15 protein-coding genes are annotated in these 20446 nt (G+C 56.1%); 7 read left to right on the top strand and 8 right to left on the bottom strand.

The window, feature by feature from the left end; genetic code table 11:
- Window position 1 precedes the first annotated feature (1 nt).
- Complete coding sequence (locus ACFO5Q_RS11075; RefSeq protein WP_068145498.1) at window positions 2–1228, bottom strand: 3-methyl-2-oxobutanoate dehydrogenase (2-methylpropanoyl-transferring) subunit alpha; 1227 nt, start codon at window positions 1226–1228, stop codon at window positions 2–4.
- Window positions 1229–1458: 230 nt separating this feature from the next.
- Between ACFO5Q_RS11075 and ACFO5Q_RS11070 the strand changes: the two genes are divergently transcribed.
- Both ACFO5Q_RS11070 and ACFO5Q_RS11065 read left to right on the top strand, forming a co-directional pair.
- A complete protein-coding gene (locus ACFO5Q_RS11070; protein WP_068145501.1) occupies window positions 1459–2487 on the top strand; it encodes an FAD:protein FMN transferase in 1029 nt (342 codons plus the stop codon).
- A 433-nt stretch (window positions 2488–2920) separates the two neighbouring features.
- The gene (locus tag ACFO5Q_RS11065; RefSeq protein ID WP_068145504.1) at window positions 2921–5053 is read left to right on the top strand and encodes a TonB-dependent receptor; all 2133 of its coding nucleotides are present in this window, start codon (window positions 2921–2923) and stop codon (window positions 5051–5053) included.
- A 100-nt stretch (window positions 5054–5153) separates the two neighbouring features.
- Here ACFO5Q_RS11065 and ACFO5Q_RS11060 read toward each other — a convergent pair whose 3' ends face one another.
- The 4 genes from ACFO5Q_RS11060 to ACFO5Q_RS11045 are packed head-to-tail and all read right to left on the bottom strand — an operon-like array spanning window position 5154 to window position 10767.
- Window positions 5154–6320: an isovaleryl-CoA dehydrogenase gene (locus ACFO5Q_RS11060; protein WP_068145508.1), complete on the bottom strand. Its 1167-nt coding sequence runs from the start codon at window positions 6318–6320 to the stop codon at window positions 5154–5156.
- A gap of 23 nt (window positions 6321–6343) precedes the next feature.
- The gene (locus ACFO5Q_RS11055; protein WP_068145511.1) at window positions 6344–8350 is read right to left on the bottom strand and encodes an acetyl/propionyl/methylcrotonyl-CoA carboxylase subunit alpha; all 2007 of its coding nucleotides are present in this window, start codon (window positions 8348–8350) and stop codon (window positions 6344–6346) included.
- Window positions 8347–9147: an enoyl-CoA hydratase/isomerase family protein gene (locus tag ACFO5Q_RS11050; protein WP_068145515.1), complete on the bottom strand. Its 801-nt coding sequence runs from the start codon at window positions 9145–9147 to the stop codon at window positions 8347–8349. The genes ACFO5Q_RS11055 and ACFO5Q_RS11050 overlap by 4 nt, the downstream gene beginning before the upstream one ends.
- Before the next feature lie 12 nt (window positions 9148–9159).
- On the bottom strand, window positions 9160–10767 hold the full coding sequence (locus ACFO5Q_RS11045) for a carboxyl transferase domain-containing protein (RefSeq protein ID WP_068145517.1): 1608 nt from the start codon (window positions 10765–10767) through the stop codon (window positions 9160–9162).
- Between the two features lie 127 nt (window positions 10768–10894).
- Between ACFO5Q_RS11045 and ACFO5Q_RS11040 the strand changes: the two genes are divergently transcribed.
- From ACFO5Q_RS11040 to ACFO5Q_RS11025, 4 genes are all read left to right on the top strand, one after another.
- Window positions 10895–11764, top strand: coding sequence for a LysR family transcriptional regulator (locus ACFO5Q_RS11040; protein ID WP_068145522.1), 870 nt, complete (start codon window positions 10895–10897; stop codon window positions 11762–11764).
- A 215-nt stretch (window positions 11765–11979) separates the two neighbouring features.
- A complete protein-coding gene (locus ACFO5Q_RS11035) occupies window positions 11980–13053 on the top strand; it encodes an efflux RND transporter periplasmic adaptor subunit (RefSeq protein WP_082719762.1) in 1074 nt (357 codons plus the stop codon).
- Window positions 13050–16151 carry an efflux RND transporter permease subunit gene (locus tag ACFO5Q_RS11030; RefSeq protein WP_068145527.1) on the top strand — a complete coding sequence of 1034 codons (3102 nt, stop codon included), beginning with the start codon at window positions 13050–13052 and terminating at the stop codon, window positions 16149–16151. The genes ACFO5Q_RS11035 and ACFO5Q_RS11030 overlap by 4 nt, the downstream gene beginning before the upstream one ends.
- Window positions 16152–16153: 2 nt before the next feature.
- Window positions 16154–16939 (top strand): alpha/beta hydrolase, encoded by a 786-nt coding sequence (locus ACFO5Q_RS11025; protein WP_068145531.1) that lies wholly within the window; start codon window positions 16154–16156, stop codon window positions 16937–16939.
- Here ACFO5Q_RS11025 and ACFO5Q_RS11020 read toward each other — a convergent pair.
- The 3 genes from ACFO5Q_RS11020 to ACFO5Q_RS11010 form a co-directional block, all read right to left on the bottom strand.
- The gene (locus ACFO5Q_RS11020; protein WP_068145535.1) at window positions 16936–17328 is read right to left on the bottom strand and encodes a bacteriohemerythrin; all 393 of its coding nucleotides are present in this window, start codon (window positions 17326–17328) and stop codon (window positions 16936–16938) included. The genes ACFO5Q_RS11025 and ACFO5Q_RS11020 overlap by 4 nt on opposite strands.
- A 78-nt stretch (window positions 17329–17406) precedes the next feature.
- Window positions 17407–18627, bottom strand: coding sequence for a threonine ammonia-lyase (locus tag ACFO5Q_RS11015; protein WP_068145539.1), 1221 nt, complete (start codon window positions 18625–18627; stop codon window positions 17407–17409).
- Between the two features lie 87 nt (window positions 18628–18714).
- Entirely contained in the window at window positions 18715–19572 is an 858-nt protein-coding gene (locus ACFO5Q_RS11010) for an alpha/beta fold hydrolase (RefSeq protein ID WP_068145542.1), read from the bottom strand.
- A 200-nt stretch (window positions 19573–19772) separates the two neighbouring features.
- Here ACFO5Q_RS11010 and ACFO5Q_RS11005 point away from each other — a divergent pair, with 200 nt between their 5' ends.
- Window positions 19773–20429 (top strand): TetR/AcrR family transcriptional regulator, encoded by a 657-nt coding sequence (locus tag ACFO5Q_RS11005; protein WP_068145546.1) that lies wholly within the window; start codon window positions 19773–19775, stop codon window positions 20427–20429.
- Window positions 20430–20446 lie beyond the last annotated feature (17 nt).

The raw sequence follows: 20446 nt of genomic DNA, 5'->3' as shown, positions 1-20446 counted from the left end.
ATTATACTCCCAACTTCTGGCGTTGTTCGCGAAGGTGCGGCGGCATCACTTCATAAACATCGTCGAACATATCTTTCGGGCTCGCACCGGACCCCATCACACCATAGCTTTCGGCTTCCTTGGTTGCGGCGCGGATTTCGTCGTTATATTCCGCTTCGGTTTGCGTCTGGCGCTCCTCGGACCACAGATCACGGCTGATCAGGTGATTCTTAAGGCGCAAGATCGGGTCACCAAGTGGCCATGCGGACGATTCTTCCTTCGGGCGATACTGCGACGGATCATCCGAGGTGGAGTGAGGCGCTACGCGGTAGGTTACCCACTCAATGAGTGTCGGGCCAAAGCCGCGGCGCGCGCGCTCTACCGCCCACTTGGAGGCCGCGTAAACCGCGAGGAAGTCGTTGCCGTCAACCCGCAGGGCAGGGAAGTCATATCCAAGTGCCCGCTCGGCAAAAGTGGCGTGATCACCGCCCGCGATGCCGCGGAAGCTGGAGATAGCCCACTGGTTGTTCACAATGTTCAGAACAACAGGCGGTTTGTAGACGGACGCGTTGACAAGTGCTGCGTGGAAATCGGTCTCGGCTGTGGAACCATCACCAATCCAACCAGCTGCGATTTTGGTATCGCCCTTGATGGCGCTTGCCATGGCCCAGCCAACGGCCTGGATGAACTGTGTACCCAGGTTGCCGGAGATCGAGAAGAAACCGTGTTCCTTCGAAGAATACATAATCGGCAGCTGGCGGCCCTTCAGCGGATCGCGGGAGTTGGACAGGATCTGGCAGATCATGTCTACAACCGGATAATCGGTGGACAGCAAGAGGCCTTGCTGGCGGTAGGTCGGGAAGTTCATATCGCCTTGCTGCATAGCGGCCCGAAAGCCAACGGCGATTGCCTCTTCACCCGTACATTTCATGTAGAAGCTGGTCTTACCCTGGCGCTGCAGCGTCATCATCCGTTCGTCATAGGCGCGAACGCGGATCATGTTCTTCAGGCCCTGTACAAGGACATCGTCGTCCAGGCCTTCGGCCCAAGGACCGACTGCTTCACCATCCTTGTTGAGAACACGGACCATGGTGGATGCCAGTTCCTTCATGTCGGCGGCATCACAATCGATTTCCGGGCGGCGTACACTGCCTGCTTCGGGAATCACTACACCAGAAAAGTCGGGCTCGTCGCCAGGGCGTCCCGGAGGCTCCGGAACGTGGAATTTCAGCGGCTTGTACTCAGACATGGCTCTAGGACCTCAATCTATGGGGTGTCAAAATAACGTCAGCAATACTGACGTATTTTTGCCAAAAATCAATATATTTCTCTGATACTGTCCGGTGCGGACGACTGGTACCGATTGCCCGCGCGGGCACTATAACGGATTCCAGCGAAAGAATCACATGTGGGCAGGCATGCTTTATTTGACCGAACTGTTCCAGCCGCTAGACTAGGCGGGAATTTCAGGGGAAATGTATGACCGAAGAATTCCACTTGCCGAGACGACGCTTCCTGCAGATCGTGGCTGGCAGTTCAGCCGCCTTGGTGTTGGGCGGGTGTGGCGACAGCGCCAGTAGCCTGAAAAATCTAACGCCGTATCAATGGGATGGCAGCCTGCTTGGTGCTGAAACCAGCATGACGCTGTATCACGAGCACGATGCGGCTTCCATTGCAGCGATCAAGGAAGTCACAGCCGAAGTGAAGCGCCTGGCTGGTATCTTCACGGTCTATGTTTTCGGCTCTGAGTTGTCGCGCCTGAATGAGACAGGTAGGCTTGAGCCCGCCGCCCCTGAGATGCATGAGATACTGGAGGTCAGCCGTCGCATCTGGCGCGCCAGCGATGGCCTTTTTGACCCGACTATCCAGCCGCTTTGGGAGCTCTATTCAGGCTATTATGCAACGCCGCGGCCCGCTGGAGATCCGGGCCCGACGCAGGAGGCTATTGCAGCAGCCCGCGCAAAAATCGGTCTGGACAAGGTGCAGGTCGACGGAGCCAATATCCGTTTTGCCGCTAAGGGCATGGCGCTCAGTTTCAACGGTATTGTACAGGGTTACCTGACGGACAGGACCTATGAGATTTTGCGCAAGCGTGGCTTTGAACACGCACTTATCAATATAGGCGAATACCGCGCCTTTGGCGGGCGGCCTCAACCAGACGGAAGCGTCCAGCCCTGGAAGGTGGATATTCCGGACGCGACTGCGCCATGGCGGGTTTTTGACACGCTGGAGGTGACGGACGGGGCAGTATCGACATCGGCGCCAAGCGGGTCCGCCTTCAATACAGGCGGAACAGTACACCATCTGTTCAATCCCAAGACAGGGCTGAGCGAAAACCGGTATCACAGCGTTACCGTCACTGCGCCTACGGCCACCATTGCTGACGGGCTGTCGACAGTCCTGACTGTTGTGTCGCCAGAACAGGCACAGGAAATCCTGTCGAACTTCGAAGGAACCGCTGCCTTGCTCAGGCCTCTCGAAGGAGATCCGATCCGGATCGGGTTATAGCTGATCGAGAAACCGGGTGTAATCACGCCTGCTACTTTCCAAAGCTATTCCTTGGAACAAGAAAAGCCATGTCAGGGTGTCGTGGATTCTACCCGCTGTGCCCTGACATGCGCCGATTAGCGGCGGACACTTTCATATTCCACCATATCATTAGGCGAGTAGGTCCTTGAAATAACGGGATTTTCTGTTGCTGATGTCAATCCGGCATACGGTGCCGCAACAGGTCCCATGTGTGTTTGAATCTTTTTTGTTCTTGCGAAGCATTATTAATTGCAATAACAATTTTCTTAAGTTAAAAGCACCTCCGTCACTCGGTGCAGGCTCCGCATCGGAACACGAGGCAAAAGTTATAATCGGCTTTTTGTTCTTACCGGTCATGGAGCATGGAAAACCGCTCTGAGGGCGAGAGAATACTATCATCACGGAGTCCTTTATGCCTGAAATCAAATCCAGCTTGTTGATCGCTTTGCTGACGTCTACCGGTCTATCCGCCTCTGTTTTGGCGGAAGAAACCGTTGAGGCGCTTGATGCATACGACGTGGCTGAAGAAATTGTCGTTACTGGTCGTGTGCTTTTCTCGGATCAGGTTAACTCGCTGAAGGCACCGACCCCGATCATCGATGTACCGCAGAGCCTATCCCTGTATACCGCTGGCGAGATTCTAGAGCGTGGCTTCACAAGTGTTGCCGCGATTGTTGATTACACACCGGGTGTCAGCAATACGCAGGGTGAGGGGCACCGTGACGCCATCGTGTTCCGTGGTGTTCGCTCGACCGCTGACTTCTATATCGATGGCGCACGGGATGACGTTCAATACTACCGTCCCCTTTATAACCTCGAACAGGTTGAAATTCTTCGTGGCCCCAATGCTTTGCTTTTTGGTCGTGGTGGCACTGGCGGCGTCCTGAACAGGGTGACCAAAAAGGGTATGATTGGCGAGAGCTTCACAACTGCTCAGGCTTCAATTGACACCTTTGGCGCCTATGGCGTTCAGGTTGACAGCAATTTTGATGCTGGCGAGAACGCGGCCTTCCGCATCAACGCCATGTATGAGGGCCTGAACAATCACCGAGATTTCTTTGATGGCGAGCGTGTTGGCTTCAACCCGACGGCGAAATTCCTGCTGGGCGAGGATACCATCGTAGATGTGTCCTACGAATATATCGACCATGAGCGTTTTATCGACCGGGGTATCCCGACAGGTGAAGATGGCCGGCCAGTGGAGGCCTTCAAGGATATCGTCTTTGGCGACCCTGAGGTGAACGTGACGACGCTTAAGGCGAACCTGTTCCGCGCTGCTGTTCAGCACCAGTTCTCTGATAACGTCAAAGGTAATGTCAGCGCTTTCTATGGCGATTATGACAAGTTCTATGGCAATTTCTATGCCTCCAGCTATGACGAGGCCAATACGCCAAATCAGGTCACGCTCGACGGCTATGAAGATCAGACCAACCGTGAAAACCTGATCCTGTCAGGCAATTTGGTTGCGGAAGGCAAGACGGGCCGCATTGGCCACACGCTGATCGGCGGTGTTGAATATATCGCAACATCATCCGACCAGTACCGTTTCAATGCATTCTGGGACACGACGTCAGACGATAATGAAATCTTCGATATTGCCCGGCCGCTGAACCTGGTGAATGGGATCGGTGTGAACGCATCGGGTGTCGCAACAACAAACGATTTCTCTGTTGATCTGAATGACGATACCCGCGTGGATATCGATGCCTTCTCTGTTTATATTCAAGATCAGATTGAGCTGGCAGAGTGGGCTGATCTTGTGATTGGTGCCCGTTACGACAGCTTCGATATTGAAGTCTATAATGTGCCAGCCGATGAAGTCCGGACCCGCAAGGACGACCGCGTGTCCCCGCGCTTCGGCGTGATTCTGAAGCCGCAGGAAAACACCTCCATCTACGCCAGCTACAGCGAGAGCTTTTTGCCGCGAAGCGGAGAACAGTTTGCCAACATCAACGGGGCCAACAACGAGCTGGACCCAGATACTTACAAAAACCTTGAGGCAGGCATCAAGTGGGACTTTTCCGACAAGCTGAGCCTGACGGCTGCCGTTTTCGAGATCGAGAAAAGCTCACCGCAGGTTGCTGACTCCGACCCTGAAACGCTGGACGTGATCGATAGCAAGATCAGTGGCTTTGAGTTCCAGGTGATCGGCAAGGTAACTGATCACTGGTTCATCTCTGCCGGATACAGCTATCTGGACGGTGAACAGGTTAACCGATCTGGCGATACGGGGCTTCGCCCGCAGGAATTGCCAGAGCATATGCTGTCGATCTGGAACAATATTCGCCTTACCGATAATTTTGGTGTCGGCCTGGGCATGACGTATCAGGATGAAAGCTTCATCAATAACAGTAACACTGCAGTGCTTCCGTCCTTCACGCGCTTTGATGCGGCTGCATACTATGATGTGTCAGACAACATGCGGGTGCAGTTGAATGTTGAGAACCTTACAGACAAGACATACTTCCCAACGTCGCATTCAACCCATCAGGTGACGGTGGCACCACCGCTGAATGCCCGGCTTGCTGTGACTGTAAGCTTTTAGAGGGCGCGGGAGAGAATAGAAAAGGGAGCCATTGGCTCCCTTTTTTCGCTCTAGCATTTAGAAATTCAGCTTTGGCCTTCCGCCCGCCAAAGTCAGTTGATTAGGCCGTTTCCTTGAACAGTTCGCGGCCGATCAGCATGCGGCGGATCTCCGATGTGCCCGCGCCAATCTCGTAAAGTTTGGCGTCGCGCCACAGGCGACCAGTCGGATATTCGTTGATATAGCCATTACCGCCCAAAGTCTGGATCGCTTCGCCCGCCATCCAGGTTGCTTTCTCGGATGCATAGAGAATGCAGCCAGCGGCGTCCTTGCGCGTGGTCTCGCCGCGGTCACAGGCTTCGGCCACAGCGTAAACATAGGCACGGCAGGCACCCCAGGTGCTGTACATGTCAGCAAGTTTACCCTGCATCAGCTGGAATTCGCCGATGGCTTTGCCAAACTGGCTGCGCTCGTGAACGTATGGGATGACCGTATCAAGGCAGGCGCGCATGATGCCAAGCGACCCGCCAGAGAGCACAACACGCTCATAATCCAGGCCGGACATCAGCACCTTCACGCCATCACCTTCTTCGCGCACGACATTCTCGAACGGCACGAGGCAGTCTTCAAACACCAGTTCGCAGGTGTTGGAGCCGCGCATGCCCAGCTTGTCCAATTTCTGCGCGGTTGAGAAGCCCTTCATGCCTTTCTCAACCAGGAACGCGGTGATGCCGCGCGGGCCGGCGTCTGGGTCTGTTTTCGCGTAAACCATCAGTACATCGGCGTCTGGCCCGTTGGTGATCCACATCTTGTTGCCGTTCAGCATATAGCCGTCGTTGCGCTTTTCCGCCTTCAGGCGCATCGACACAACGTCAGACCCCGCACCAGGCTCTGACATGGCAAGCGCGCCAACATGTTCGCCGGAGATCAGCTTTGGCAGATATTTGGCTTTCTGTTCTTCGTTGCAGTTCTTCGTGATCTGGTTGACACACAGGTTCGAATGCGCACCGTAGCTCAGGCCCACGCTTGCGGACGCGCGGCTGATTTCTTCCATCGCGATCACATGCGCCAGGTATCCCATGTCGGCGCCGCCGAATTCCTCTGGCGCTGTCATGCCCAGGATGCCTAGCTCCCCCATTTTCTGCCAAAGGTCAGATGGGAAGGTGTTGGTTGCATCAATTTCTTCGGCCCGCGGCGCAATCTCATCTCGGGCGAAGCGGGCTACTGTTTCGCGCAACATCTCCAGGTCTTCGCCGTGGCCGAATTTCAAATGGGGAAACTCAAACATTTTTTTGTCCCTTACTCGCTTATTTATTCGTCGTTGATCGTCAATAGCGTGGCGCCGTCTGCGACCTGATCGCCTGCCTTGAGGCTCAGCCCCGTAACAACGCCGTCCCGTGGGGCGCTGATCGTTTGTTCCATCTTCATGGCTTCCATCACCAGAAGCGGCTGGCCACGTTCAACGGTTTCGCCGTCCGCCACCTTTACATCCAGGATCTTGCCGGGCATGGGCGCTGTGATAGTGCCTGGGCCATCGGTTTCATCGTCCGCACCGCCATCGCGGGCGTGGCGCTTGATCGTCAGCGTGCGGTCTTCCGTCACCAGCGTTACATGAGCAGCGTCCACTTCCGCGAATAGTCGCGTGCGCAAGCCGTCCTGGCTGAAGGTTAGAATGCCGTCCACCAGATGAGCGCATTTAGCAGCAAAGGTCTTGTCGCCAATGGTCACAGATACATTCTGGCGGTCTTCAACCACATGGGCGGTAACAAGCTCGCCGTCCCCGGCGTCAAACCACAGCAGTTCTGTTGCAGGCAGGTTCAGCCGGAAATTGTCGCTGATTGACCAAGGGTCATCGTCATGTGCGCGGGCACTCCTTGCGGCAACGATCGCGATGGCAGCCATGGCATAATCCTCAGCGCTGACCACGTGTTTCGCCAACAGCGTATCTTCATAAGCCTCGATAAAGCCTGTGTGGACATCACCCGCGCGGAAGTCTTGATGCTTGAGCGCGCGCAGCAGGAAATCCCGGTTGGTCGTCAGGCCCGAAACTGGCGTGTCGGAAACAAGATTAATGAGCGCGTCGATGGCTTGCTCGCGGTCCTCGCCCCAGGCGATCAGCTTGCCGATCATCGGGTCATAGTGGATGGAGACCTCATCGCCTGCCTGAACACCCGCGTCAATGCGGCCTGTGGGGACAGTGTCAGCAAACGGGTCAAACATGCCGATACGTCCGATGGAGGGCGCGAAATTGTTGAAGGGGTCTTCCGCATAAAGCCGCACTTCAACCGCGTGGCCGTCTGCCAGCACTTCAATTTCGTCCTGGCTCAGCGGCAGCGGTTTACCTTCGGCGATGCGGATTTGCCATTCCACAAGGTCCTGGCCCGTGATCATTTCGGTTACAGGGTGTTCCACCTGCAGGCGCGTATTCATTTCCATGAAATAGAAGGGCGCGTTCTCAAGCCCGTTCGCGACATCCACAATGAATTCCACCGTGCCTGCGCCTTGGTAGCCAATGGCTTCAGCGGCCGTGACGGCAGCCTGACCCATCGCGCGGCGCATCTCAAGGCTCATGCCGGGAGCAGGGGCTTCTTCGACCACTTTCTGGTGGCGGCGCTGAAGGGAGCAGTCGCGTTCCAGAAGATGAACGGCATGCCCGTCGCTGTCGCCAAACACTTGCACTTCAATGTGGCGTGGTTTCTGGATGTATTTTTCGATCAAGAGTTCGGGGTTGCCGAAACTGTTTTGGCCTTCCCGGGCCGCTGCTTCGATTGCTGCTGCAAGGTCCTTGGCGTCAAACACCTTGCGCATGCCCTTGCCGCCGCCGCCAGCGACGGCCTTGATCAGCACAGGATAACCGATTTTCTCAGCTTCCTGTGTCAGGGTTTCCAAAGACTGGTCTTCGCCGTGATAGCCGGGGACAACGGGCACGCCCGCGTCTTCCATCAGCTTCTTGGCGGCACCTTTGAGCGCCATCGCCCGCATGGATGCGGCAGACGGGCCCACAAAGATGATACCGGCTTCCTCAAGGGCTTCGGCAAAGCCCGGGTTTTCAGATAGGAAGCCATAGCCTGGGTGCACCGCATCGGCGCCTGTGCGCCGGCAGGCGTCGATAATCTTGTCGCCGACAAGATAGCTTTCGGATGCAGCAGCAGGGCCGATGAATACGGCTTCGTCGGCCATTTTGACGTGCAGGGCATGGGCGTCAGCGGCCGAATAGACAGCAACCGTTTTGATGCCCAACTGGCGGCAAGTGGCCATGACGCGGCAGGCAATCTCGCCCCGGTTGGCAATCAGAAGCTTTTTGATGCGGTTCGTCATGCGTCAATGCTCCATTCCGGTTTGCGTTTGTCAAAGAACGCTGACAGGCCTTCCTTGCCCTCAACACTGGCGCGTCGCTTCGCAATACGCTCTGCTGTGTCGGTGCGTAGTTCTTCGGTGATCGGCTTGTTCTTGACTGCGGAGATCAACGCCTTGGCATCCCGCTGAGCGCCAGGCGCGCCTGCCAGTATGTTCTTCAGGAAGATATGCGCCTTTGAAAAGGCTTCCTGAAGCGACGGGGCAGTTTCATGCACCAGTCCGATCGTGAGGGCTTCCGTCGCGTCAAACCGCTCAGCAGTCAGGAAATATCGGCGCGCCTGGCGTTCGCCGATGGCGGCGACAACATAGGGCGAGATGGTCGCGGGCGTCAGCCCAAGCCGCACTTCAGACAATGAGAATTTGGCGTCATCCACCGCGATGGCGATATCGCAGCAGGAGACAAGCCCTATGCCGCCGCCAAAGGTGGCACCGTTGACGATAGCGATTGTGGGCTTGGGGCAGCCGTTGAGCGTCGACAGCATGTCTGAAAGCGCGATGGCGTCGCGCTTGTTCTGCTCGTCGGTATACTCTGCCGCCGCTTTCATCCAGTTAAGGTCTGCGCCCGCGGAAAAGCTTTTGCCTGCGCCCGTCAGCACGATGGCGCGGACTTCAGGGTTTTCGCCCAGCGTCTTGAAGGCGTTCTGGAGCTCCCAGATCAAGTCGTCATTAAACGCGTTGTGAACGTCTGCGCGGTTCAGCGTTACGGTTGCGACGCCGCGGTCGTCAATGCTGCAAAGAAGTGGTTTTACATCACACATGACAGTTACTCCTTACATACGGAACACGCCGAAGCGCGTTTCTTCAGCCGGGGCGTTCATGGAGGCGGAGAGGGCAAGCCCAAGCACGCGGCGTGTGTCTGCGGGGTCAATCACGCCGTCGTCCCAAAGGCGCGCGCTGGCGTAATAGGGGTGGCCCTGTTCCTCATACATGTCGCGGATGGGTGCCTTGAACGCCTCTTCGTCCTCTGCCGACCAGTCCTCACCGCGGGCTTCCATGCCGTCGCGCTTGACGGTTGCGAGCACGCCTGCGGCCTGTTCCCCGCCCATCACGGAAATGCGGGCGTTCGGCCACATCCAAAGGAAGCGCGGCTGATAGGCCCGGCCACACATGCCGTAGTTGCCAGCGCCGAAGCTGCCGCCAATCAGGATGGTGAATTTGGGCACATTGGCGCAGGCAACAGCGGTTACCATTTTGGCACCGTCGCGGGCGATGCCGCCATTTTCATACTTCTGGCCGACCATGAAGCCGGTGATGTTCTGGAGGAATACCAGCGGAATACCCCGCTGGGCGCAAAGTTCCACAAAGTGAGCACCCTTGAGCGCGCTTTCTGAGAAGAGCACGCCGTTGTTGGCCACAATCCCCACCGGGAAGCCGTGGATATGGGCAAAGCCGCACACCAGCGTTTCGCCGTAAAGCTTCTTGAATTCGTCAAATTCGCTGCCGTCCACGATACGCGCGATAATCTCGCGGATATCATAGGGATGGCGGCTGTCCTTCGGGATTACGCCGTAAATCTCGCGTGGGTCATAGAGCGGGGCGCGTGTTTCACGCACTTTCAATGGAATGCGCTTTTCCCGGTTCAGGTTGGAGACAATCCGCCGCGCGATGCCAAGCGCGTGATAGTCATCCTTTGCTAGATGGTCCACCACGCCAGATGTGCGGGCATGAACGTCCCCGCCACCAAGGTCTTCGGCTGATACCACTTCGCCTGTTGCGGCCTTCACCAAAGGCGGTCCGCCCAGGAAGATGGTGCCCTGGTTTTGGACAATGATGCTTTCGTCTGCCATCGCGGGAACATAAGCGCCGCCTGCTGTACAGCTGCCCATTACAACAGCGATCTGTGGGATGCCCTCAGCCGACATCTGCGCCTGGTTATAGAAGATGCGACCGAAATGGTCGCGGTCGGGGAAGACGTCGTCCTGGTTTGGCAGGTTGGCGCCGCCGCTATCCACCAGATAAATGCAGGGAAGCTTGTTTTCGCGCGCGATCTCTTGCGCCCGCAGGTGCTTTTTCACCGTCATCGGGTAGTAGGTGCCGCCTTTGACTGTGGCGTCATTGCAAACGATCATGCATTCCGTGCCCTCAACGCGACCAATGCCTGTGATGACGCCGCCCGCAGAGATATCAGCGTCATACATGCCGTAAGCCGCCAGTTGCGATAGCTCCAGGAACGCGGTGCCTGGGTCGATCAAGGTGTTTACCCGGTCACGTGGCAAAAGCTTCCCGCGAGACAGATGTTTTTCGCGCGCACGTTCTGGCCCACCCAGGGATATCTGGGCGATCTTCGATTTAAGGTCATCTACCTGGGCCTGCATATGGGCCGCGTTGGCTTCAAAATCAGCGCTCCCGGCCACAACGCCGGAATGGATGATTGACATGTATGAGGTCTCCCGTCCGCACCCTTTCAGAGATCAGGGTCTGCTTTGGTTACGCATGGCAGTTTACGGCAGATCGTGATATTGGTACAATCGAATGGAAAAATGGAAACCATAGACGGTGTCTATAATGGATTTGTATCTGCTGAAGTATTTTCTGGCGGTTGTGGAGACGGGTAGCTTTACCCGCGCGGCGGACCGTGTTTTCGTTACGCAGCCAACGCTTTCTGCCGGCATCAAGAAGCTTGAAGGCCAGCTTGGGCACACGCTGTTTGAGCGGTCAAACAGGCGGGTGTTCCTGACGGATGCCGGTACGCGTTTTCTGCCGCGCGCCAAGGCCATTCTGCACGAATGCAACATGGCGGTTCAGGTGCTGGAGGCCGACGTGGCAGCCCCTGTGGTCAGGCTTGGTATCCTGACAACCTTGTCGAACCGGGGCATGGGCGAAATGCTGGCCGCTTTCAAGCAGGCTGAGCCGCGCGCGACGATTGAAATTTTCGACGGCACCGAACAGGAACTGACAAACCGGTTGGATGACCGAAGCCTGGATTATGCGCTGTCGATCCACCGGGGGCAGGGCGAGGACGTCGCGCTACCGCTTTATGAGGAAAGCTACAGCTTCATTCTGGCGAAGGACCACCCGCTTTCCGCCCGCACACGTGTGTCTGCGGCTGATCTGGCGGAGGAATATATGATTGTTCGCAGCCGGTGTGAGGTCCTCTCAGAAACCAGCCGTTATTTTACTGACCAGAATATCCGGCCCCGCCTTGTGTACCGCACTCCGAATGACAGCCGTGCGATTGCGATGGTTGCGGCGGGCCTGGGCGGAACGGTTGTGCCGGAAAGCCTGGTTGACGACAGGGTCGCTGCCGTTCACCTGCAAGGCTTTGACTACAAGCGGAAGATTGCGCTTTTTCGGCCGGGATACCAGCTTCCGGTTGGCGTTGCCGAGCTTGGCGAACGATTTGAGCAGCATGTTGCGAATTATCTGGGTGCCTGACGCACAGGCCTTCGTAACTTCCGTTTATCGCAAAGCCTGAACAGGCTGACGCAATTTTGAATGATTGCATTTAATTTAGGGGCAGAAGGTCTCTCAATTATGGTGCTATAGTATTGCTATCTGTTTGAAGAACTTTACAAAAGCGTTGATGAGTTAATCTGGTTTTGGGTGCCGTTCGTAATGATGTCCGAGCGGTTTCAGAAAATGAGGCATTTATGAATTCGGGTCGTTTGATATTGGGGGCTATCTTCTTGACACTGGCTGGCGCTGCAGCTTGGCTGTTGATAGGGGATGGCGATGTTGGTGAACGAGGCCGTGGCCCACGGGCTGTCAGTGTCGTGACAACATCTGCGGACCTGCGCACCTTTACCGATATCGTTGAAGCTCTTGGCACAGCAAATGCCAGGGAATCCGTGACCCTGACACCGCGTGTATCCGATACTGTTCGCGCTGTGCATTTTGATGACGGTGATATCGTTAAGGCCGGTCAGGTTCTGGTGGAACTTGAAGACATTGAAGAGAAAGCCCAGTTGCAGGAAGCCGAAGCCAATCTGCGCGAAGCCGAACGGTCTTTCCGGCGGATCGAAAATCTGGTTAAACAGGGCAATGCCTCGCCCGCGGCACTTGATACTGAGCGGCGTCGGCTGGATGAGGCGCGCTTCCGTGTGGAGGCCTCTGCTGCGCGGTTGGCCGACCAGCGCATCAAGGCGCCCTTTGACGGGCTTCTGGGCCTCAGGCAGGTTAGCGAAGGCTCGCTGATCACGCCAAACACGCCAATCACAACCATCGATGCCATCGACACCATCAAGCTGGACTTTTCCGTACCAGAGCGGTTTATCGCAACGCTGAAGCCCGGCCAGGAAGTCGAGGCCAAGGTTTCCGCCTATCCGGACCGCCTATTCAAAGGCGTGGTTACGACCATTGATAGCCGGGTAGACCCTGTAACCCGGTCGGTTATCGTTAGGGCGGAAATTCCCAACGATGACAATGCATTGCGTCCGGGACTTCTGATGCGGGTTGAAGTTATTAACCGGTCCTGGCAAGCGATTGGCGTGCCTGAGGAGTCCGTTGTCCCAACTGGTGGCAAGACCTATGTCTTTGTGGTGAAGGGCGATGATGCTGAACGCCGTGAAGTAACACTTGGATTGCGCCGCCCGGGGTATGTTGAGGTGACAAGCGGTCTTGAGGCGGGTGAGCGCGTTGTAACCGAGGGCACCATGCGCCTTGGCCGGGCCGGCATGAAAGTTATCGATATGGCAGCGGATAAAGCGGCTGGAGGCGCATCATGATCCTGACCGATGTTTCCGTTAAACGACCAGTTTTTGCGACGGTTATCAGCCTGCTGCTGATCGCCTTCGGCGTTCTCAGCTTCCAGCAGCTTTCTGTCCGTGAACTGCCGGATGTTGACCCGCCAGTGGTGGGTATCCGCACCAATTATCCGGGCGCGAATGCGGCTGTTGTGGAAACCCGCGTTACCCAGATTATCGAAAGCGCGATTGCCGGTGTGCCGGGGATCAAGACGATCGAGAGCACATCGAGCGATGGCCGCTCCAACATTACCATTGAGTTTATGCTGAACCGCGAGATTGACGCCGCTGCCAATGACGTGCGCGACCGCGTCAGCCGGGTCCTCAATAACCTGCCGGAAGAAGTCGAGCCACCTGAGGTCTCCAAGGCAGACAGTGATACCCGCCCGATCATTTGGTTCAGCCTTACAAGTCCGGTGATGGATATCCTGCAGCTGACAGATTATGCGGAGCGCAACATCGTTGACCGACTGTCTGTGGTGGACGGCGTGGCAGGTGTGCGCATTGGCGGGCAGAAGCGATATGCCATCCGTATCCACCTTGATCGTCAGGCCATGGCCGCGCGCGGCATTACGGTGCAAGACATCGAAAGCGTGATGCGCTCTGAGAACGTGGAATTACCTGCCGGCAAGATCCAGTCGATCAACCGCGATACCATTGTGCGCCTGAACCGCGAATATGCCCGCCCTGAAGACTTTCAGACCATGGTGATCAGGGAAGGGGCTGACGGCGGCTTTGTGCGGCTCGGCGATATTGCCCGTGTTGAATTGGGCGCAGAACGCGATGAGCGGACTTTCCGCGGCAATGGCATCCCGATCATTGGCCTTGGCGTCGTGAAGCAGTCCAAAGGCAATACGCTTGCAGTTGCCCAAGCCGCGAAAGCGGAAATGGACCGCATTCGCGAAACCCTCCCGGAAAGCATGGATTTGCTGGCGTCCTACGATAGCTCTGTCTTCATTGAAAAAGCCATCGACGAGGTTTATTTCACGCTGGCGGTTGCCATGGGGCTGGTGGTGCTGGTGCTGTATCTGTTCCTGGGGAACATAAAAACGGTGCTGGTACCGGCCGTGACAGTGCCTGTGTGTATTATCGCCAGCTTCTGGGTGCTGAATATCACCGGCGTATCGATCAACCTGATCACGCTGCTGGGCCTTGTGATGGCCATTGGCCTTGTGGTCGATGATGCCATTGTGGTGCTGGAGAATATCTATCGCCGGGTGGAAGAGGGTGAACCCGGGCTTCTGGCGGCTTACCGCGGCGCGCGCCAGGTGTCTTTCGCTGTTATCGCAACCACGATGGTGCTGATTGGCGTGTTCGTGCCCATCATGTTCCTGACCGGGAACGTGGGCCGTCTATTTGGCGAGCTTGCCATCACCATGACGGCGGCTGTGGCCTTCTCAAGCCTTGTGGCGCTGACGCTTTCGCCCATGCTGTGTTCCAAGCTGGTGCGCCGCCGCAACAAGAAACCGGCCTTCGCCAAGATGCTGGACCGCGCTTTCAAGCGCCTGCAGGAAGGCTACGGCAATATCCTGAAGGTGTGTTTGGCGAACAAGGCTATCATTACCCTGTGTTTCCTGACCTGCTTTGGCCTGATTGCCGGGCTGCAGCAGCGGATTCCTGCCGAACTGGCGCCCATTGAGGACCGGGGCGGTCTTTTCATGGTGATCCGCGGGCCTGAGGGCGCCAGCCATGAGTTCATGGAAGAACAGGTCTATAAGATAGAAGAACAGGTGCAGCCGCTTCTGGACAGCGGTGAGATGGTTCGCATCCTCCTGCGCGTTGACGGCGGCGGCGGTTGGGGCTTCCTGATCCTGAGCCCATGGGACCAGCGTGAACGCAGTTCGACCGAAATTCTAAATGAACTGCGGCCAAAGCTGATCATGAATGTGCCAGGCGCCATGGCGATCCCGATTGAAACATCCGGCCTGACGCGGCGCGGCGGCGGGGAAGCCTTCGAGTTTGTTATCGGTGGTGACACCTATGACGACCTTGGCCGTTTCAAGCAGATCATGCTTGAGGAACTACAGGATTATCCGGGCATTGTGGGGCTGGACGCGGACTACCGAGAAACCCAGCCGCAGTTCAAGGTGCGGATTGACCGGGCGAGGGCGGCTGACATGGGTGTATCCATTCAGGCCATTGGCCGGACGCTTGAGACCATGATGGGCGGTAGGCGTGTGACCACCTTCGTGCAGGACGGCGAAGAATATGATGTGATCCTGCAGGCAGAAGAAGCCGACCGTCGCCAGCCGCTGGATATGGAAAACATCCATGTTGCGTCCGGCCGTACGGGCGAGCTGATCCCGCTGTCGAACCTTGTTAATGTGGATGAAGTTTCGGGTGCAGGCAGCCTGCGGCGTTACAACCGCGTGCGGGCGCTGACGTTGTCTGGCAGTCTGGGTGAAGGCTTTACGCTGGGCGAAGTGCTTGAACATGTCGAAGGCATTGTGCGCGACCAGATCCCGGACGTGACCAAGATCGACTATAAGGGCGCAACCCGCGAATATAAGGAAGCGGGCAGCGATATTTACTTCATCTTTGTGCTGGCGCTTGTTGTGGTGTTCCTGATCCTTGCGGCTCAGTTCGAAAGCTTCGTTCACCCGTTCATTATCATGCTTACGGTGCCGCTTGCGGTGCTGGGCGGGCTTTTAGGCCTTTATGTGGCTGGCAGTACGCTCAATATCTATAGCCAACTGGGGCTCATCATGCTCATTGGTCTGGCGGCCAAGAACGGCATCCTGATTGTTGAGTTTGCCAACCAGTTGCGGGATGAAGGCGAAGACATCCGTGATGCTATCCTGGACGCCTCCAAAACCCGCCTGCGTCCGATCATGATGACGGGCCTTTCGACGGCCATGGGTGCCGTGCCGCTGATGATGGCGGCGGGCGCAGGGGCCAACAGCCGCATCACCATTGGTGTGACGGTATTCGGCGGCGTAATCGTGGCCACTTTCTTCACGCTCTTCATCATTCCGGTCTTCTATGACTATTTTGCGCGCTTTACCAAGTCGCCCGGTCATGTGGCCAGCCAGTTGAAAGAGCATGAAGAGAAGGAAGCCAAAGGCATCCCGGCGGAGTAGGCTTGAACAAGAAAATTGTGAAATGGCTAGCAAGGATGGTCGCGGTTACAGCGGCTGTCCTTGTTGCGTTTCTGGCCCTTTTCTATCGAGGCGGTACCGACGGCCAATTACGGTCAGATGTTTTGGATGAGCTGAGGGGCTTCAGTGTTTTTCTACCTGCGGGGTATGAGGACAATGCTGTTCGCCGCTATCCTGTCGTTTATTCACTTGATGGTGAAAAGGTGAGGCATGGTGCCTTGATGGCCGCAAATGCGCGTATGCTTGCGGCCCTGACAGAAACCCCAGAAGTAATCCTTGTCGCGGTACATACCCATGGGAACCGAACCCGAGACTATGCCCCAAACAAGGGCGCTGCGGCCTTTACTGAGTATCTCGGGGTTGAGCTTCGCGCCCATATCGATGCGTATTTTCGTACATCTGGGCGGAACATCATTTCCGGGCATTCATACGGCGGCTTATATGCTTTGTATGCCTTTGCTGAACATCCCGGGCTGTTCGATGCTCATCTTGCCTTTGTGCCGTCAGTTTTTCATTATGAGCCGATCGTAGATGGCGTTAAGCACCGCTTGAGTCTGCAAGGGGCGCCGACCAGCTTGTTTCTGGTCAGCGGTATGGAAAGCCAGCAGAAATTCTGGGACGGATTTAACGGTGTAGTTAATCAATTGCAGGCTAGACCACAGCAGAATGTAGAGTGGCTGGTGGCTCACTATCCATTGCCGCATCCGTTGATCATGCTGCCAGGCCAAATCGGTGGGTTGCAGTCTTTGAAATCGTTAGGGGACGGCTAAGCCTCAGCCTTCTTATTTTGCATGAATTCCTTGAAGGGGATGTCGCGCACCAGAAGGTCCCGGATGAAGGCTTTCTGACATTCCTTGGCTACGTCCACCGCGCTCATGTCTGAATGCCTAAGGGACAGCAGGTGTTTGATTACTTTCCTGTGGTGGCTTTTATGGTTCTCTGCATCGGGATAATTGTTGAGGACCATCATATGCTCTTCTTTTTCGCAGTGGTTCATTAGCTCCGCCAGAAACATGTCGAGGAATTCCCGCTCGACATAGGCTGTGGGCTCTTTGTTGCTTACGAAACTGTTGAGCATCTCATAGAGGTGTCGGTGGTCGTCATCAATCTCCTTGATGTTCGTCAACCAACTCTGTGGAAAGTCGCCAGCATAATTCATCGGGCTGCTCCAAGTCCCCCAAAGAGCAACCATACACTGAATTTTAATTAGTATTAAGTGTATTTATTGGGCGGGCGACTAGACCGTCTTGGCGTAGTCCACCTTGAAGTCTGCTTCTTCAAGCGCGCGAACAAGCCTCAGCGCATGTTCCTGGTCTTTGGCTTCCACCACCAGCTCCATTTCCGTTTGCTTCAGCGACAGCGCCCCGAACTCGCGCTGGTGGCGCATTTCAATGATGTTAGTGCCTACATTGGCGACAATATCGGTCACAAGTGCCAGCGCGCCGGGCTGATCCATCATGGTGATGCGCAAACGTGCGAGGCGGCCATCGCGGGCCATGCCGCGCATGATGGCGTTCGCCAGCATCCGGCTGTCGATATTACCGCCGGAAAGCACGATGCCGACCTTGTGGCCCTGGAATAGTTCAGGGTGGGTCATGACGGCCGCCAGGCCAATACCGCCTGCGCCTTCGACAACCACTTTTTCAATCTCCATAATGGTGATGATGGCGGCTTCAATAGCGCGTTCCGGAACCGTAACGATCTCATCCACCAGTTGGCGCACGACATTCTGGGTGCGCTCACCGGGCTGGTTCACGGCAATGCCTTCGGCGATTGAGATATTGTCGCCGGCCAGCTGTGTGCCGTCCATCTTTTCCTTCATGGCGGGGAAGGCTTCTGTCTGAACGCCAACAATACGGATTTTTGGCCGGAGGTGCTTTGCAATGGTTGCCACGCCGGAAATCAGCCCGCCGCCGCCGATTGGCACGACAAGTGTGTCCAGGTCGGGCACGTCCTGCAGCATTTCAAGCCCCACGGTGCCTTGGCCCGCCATCACGAGAGGGTCGTCGAAAGGGTGGATGAAGGTCAGGTTTTCCTTGTCGGCCAACTCATAGGCCGCCTTGGTGGCTTCCTCAAAATCCTTGCCGGTCAGCACGACGCGCGCACCCAGTTCTTCGGTGCGCTTCACCTTGTTGAAGGGGGTGCCTTCCGGCATCACGATGGTAGCGGGAATGCCCAACCGGCCCGCATGATAGCTGATGCCCTGCGCATGGTTCCCGGCAGAGGCCGCTATAACGCCTTTGGTGTCTTCCGGCAGCGCCAGAAGACGGTTCAGGGCCCCGCGCTCTTTATAGGCTGCGGTAAACTGGAAAATTTCGAACTTCAGCCAGCATTCTGCGCCGGTAATTTCAGACAGCGTAACGGATTTTTCCATCGGTGTGCGCTTGACGGCACCCCGGATCGCTTCTTCAGCATCGTAAACATCTTGCGCGCTTATCGGCAATAATTGTTCACTCACGCGTCACTCCCTGAAATAAAAATACAAAAAGACATGGCCGCAGCTTTGCCACAGACCGTATCCACTGTCCATAAAAAGGTGAAAAAATTACAGGAAGCGCGCGACTAGATCGTCGATGGCTTTCATGCATTTCGGCTCGTTCATCAGGGGCACATGGCCGATGCCGTCTACAGTCACGGGCACGAGGTCAGGGTGCTTCTCCGCCATGCGCTCAAGCGTCTCGGCGGAAAGGATATCCGAAAGGCCACCCCGGAGCGCAACTACCGGAATGCTGTACATGGCCTGGAAAAAGGGCCACAGGTCGGGTGCGGCCTGGGTTTCGTCGCTATCGAAATTCTGGCTGATGGCAGGGTCATACATCAGTGCCGGTTTGCCGTCCAAGTCGTCATAGAGGTTGCCTGTATACCAGCGCCAGTCCTCTTCTGTGAAGTTTGGGTAAACGCCTGCGTTGGCGGTTTTGACTGCATCAATCGCTTCTTGCCAAGTCTGGGGCGGTGTGCCCTTGCCGACATAGCTTTTGATGCGGTCAATGCCCTTGGGGTCGATATCCGGTCCGATATCGTTGATAACGGCGGCCATCAGCGTACCGGGGTGCATGGCCTGGATCATGATTGTCATCAGGCCGCCCAGCGATGTGCCGATTGCGATCACCTTGCCCACGCCCAGGTGTTTCAGGAGCGCCATCATGTCGGCTACATAGGTAACAGGCCGGTAGCGGCTGGGCATCGGGTCCCAGTCGGAGAATCCACGTCCACGCTGTTCGACGCAGATCACACGGCAGCGGTCACTCAGATGTTCGGCGATGGCTTCAAAATCGCGGGCATTCCTGGTCAAGCCGGGCATGCACAAAACCACCGGAGCGTCTTCGCCTGCGCGGTTATAGTCACGGTAATGCTGTTTCAGCCCATCGGGGTTGGTAAAATATTCGTCTGTATATTCAGCCATAGTTCTTGTCGCCATAGAGGTTGGCAGGCCCCGCAAGGGCATGTTTTACCAGCCAGATAGAATCAAATCTTATTGCCGGATAACAATACAGAGATAACTTGCAGCGTCCAGCCTGCCGGCAATGAAATCCATAAAAATTAGAGATTTACGAATGCTCAAGGCGTGGGCTACAAAAGAAGGCTCCAGAGGAAGGTAAGGCCTTGGTTAAAACCAAAGAAAACCGGCAGGTTAAGCGCAAGGACAGAATTCTTGATGCCGCCGAGGCACTCTTTGCCAAGCACGGCTTCGACGGGGTGTCCATGCGGATGGTCGCCGAAAAGGCTGAAGTGGATTTGGCGCTTGCCAGCTATCATTTTGGTAACAAACGAGGCCTGTTTGATGCGATCCTGCTAAGGCGCGCAGGTGTGTTGAACCAGACCCGCCTTGAGGCCCTGGAGAAATGCCAGAAGGAGGCAGGCGAAAACAGCCCAACAGTTGAGGCGATTATCGATGCCTATCTGAAACCGCTTCTGGCGTTTGGCTATGAAGAGGATGAAGGGTGGCGGCATTATTTCGAGCTGATTGCGCAGGTGAACAACTCGCCGGAATGGGGCGGACAGCTTATGACCAAATATTTCGACCCGATGGCGCGCAGGTTCATGGATGCGCTCAAGAAGGCTTTGCCGGACTCCGAGCCCCAGAACCTTTACTGGGCCTATCATTTCCTCTCTGGCGCATTGACGCTGACCTTCGCCAATACTGGCCGGATCGACAAATTGTCGGACGGCGTTGCGCAGTCAAGGGATATGGTAGCGGCCTATGAACGGATGGTGCCCTTCATTACGGCCGGTTTCTTGAAGATCTGCACCAAAGAATAAACAGATAATTGATTTGG

It is taken from the genome of Kordiimonas lipolytica (assembly GCF_042651265.1).
Lineage (GTDB): Bacteria > Pseudomonadota > Alphaproteobacteria > Sphingomonadales > Kordiimonadaceae > Kordiimonas > Kordiimonas lipolytica.
Note: the sequence above shows the minus strand (reverse complement) of the source record. Positions and strands in the feature narration are given on the sequence as shown.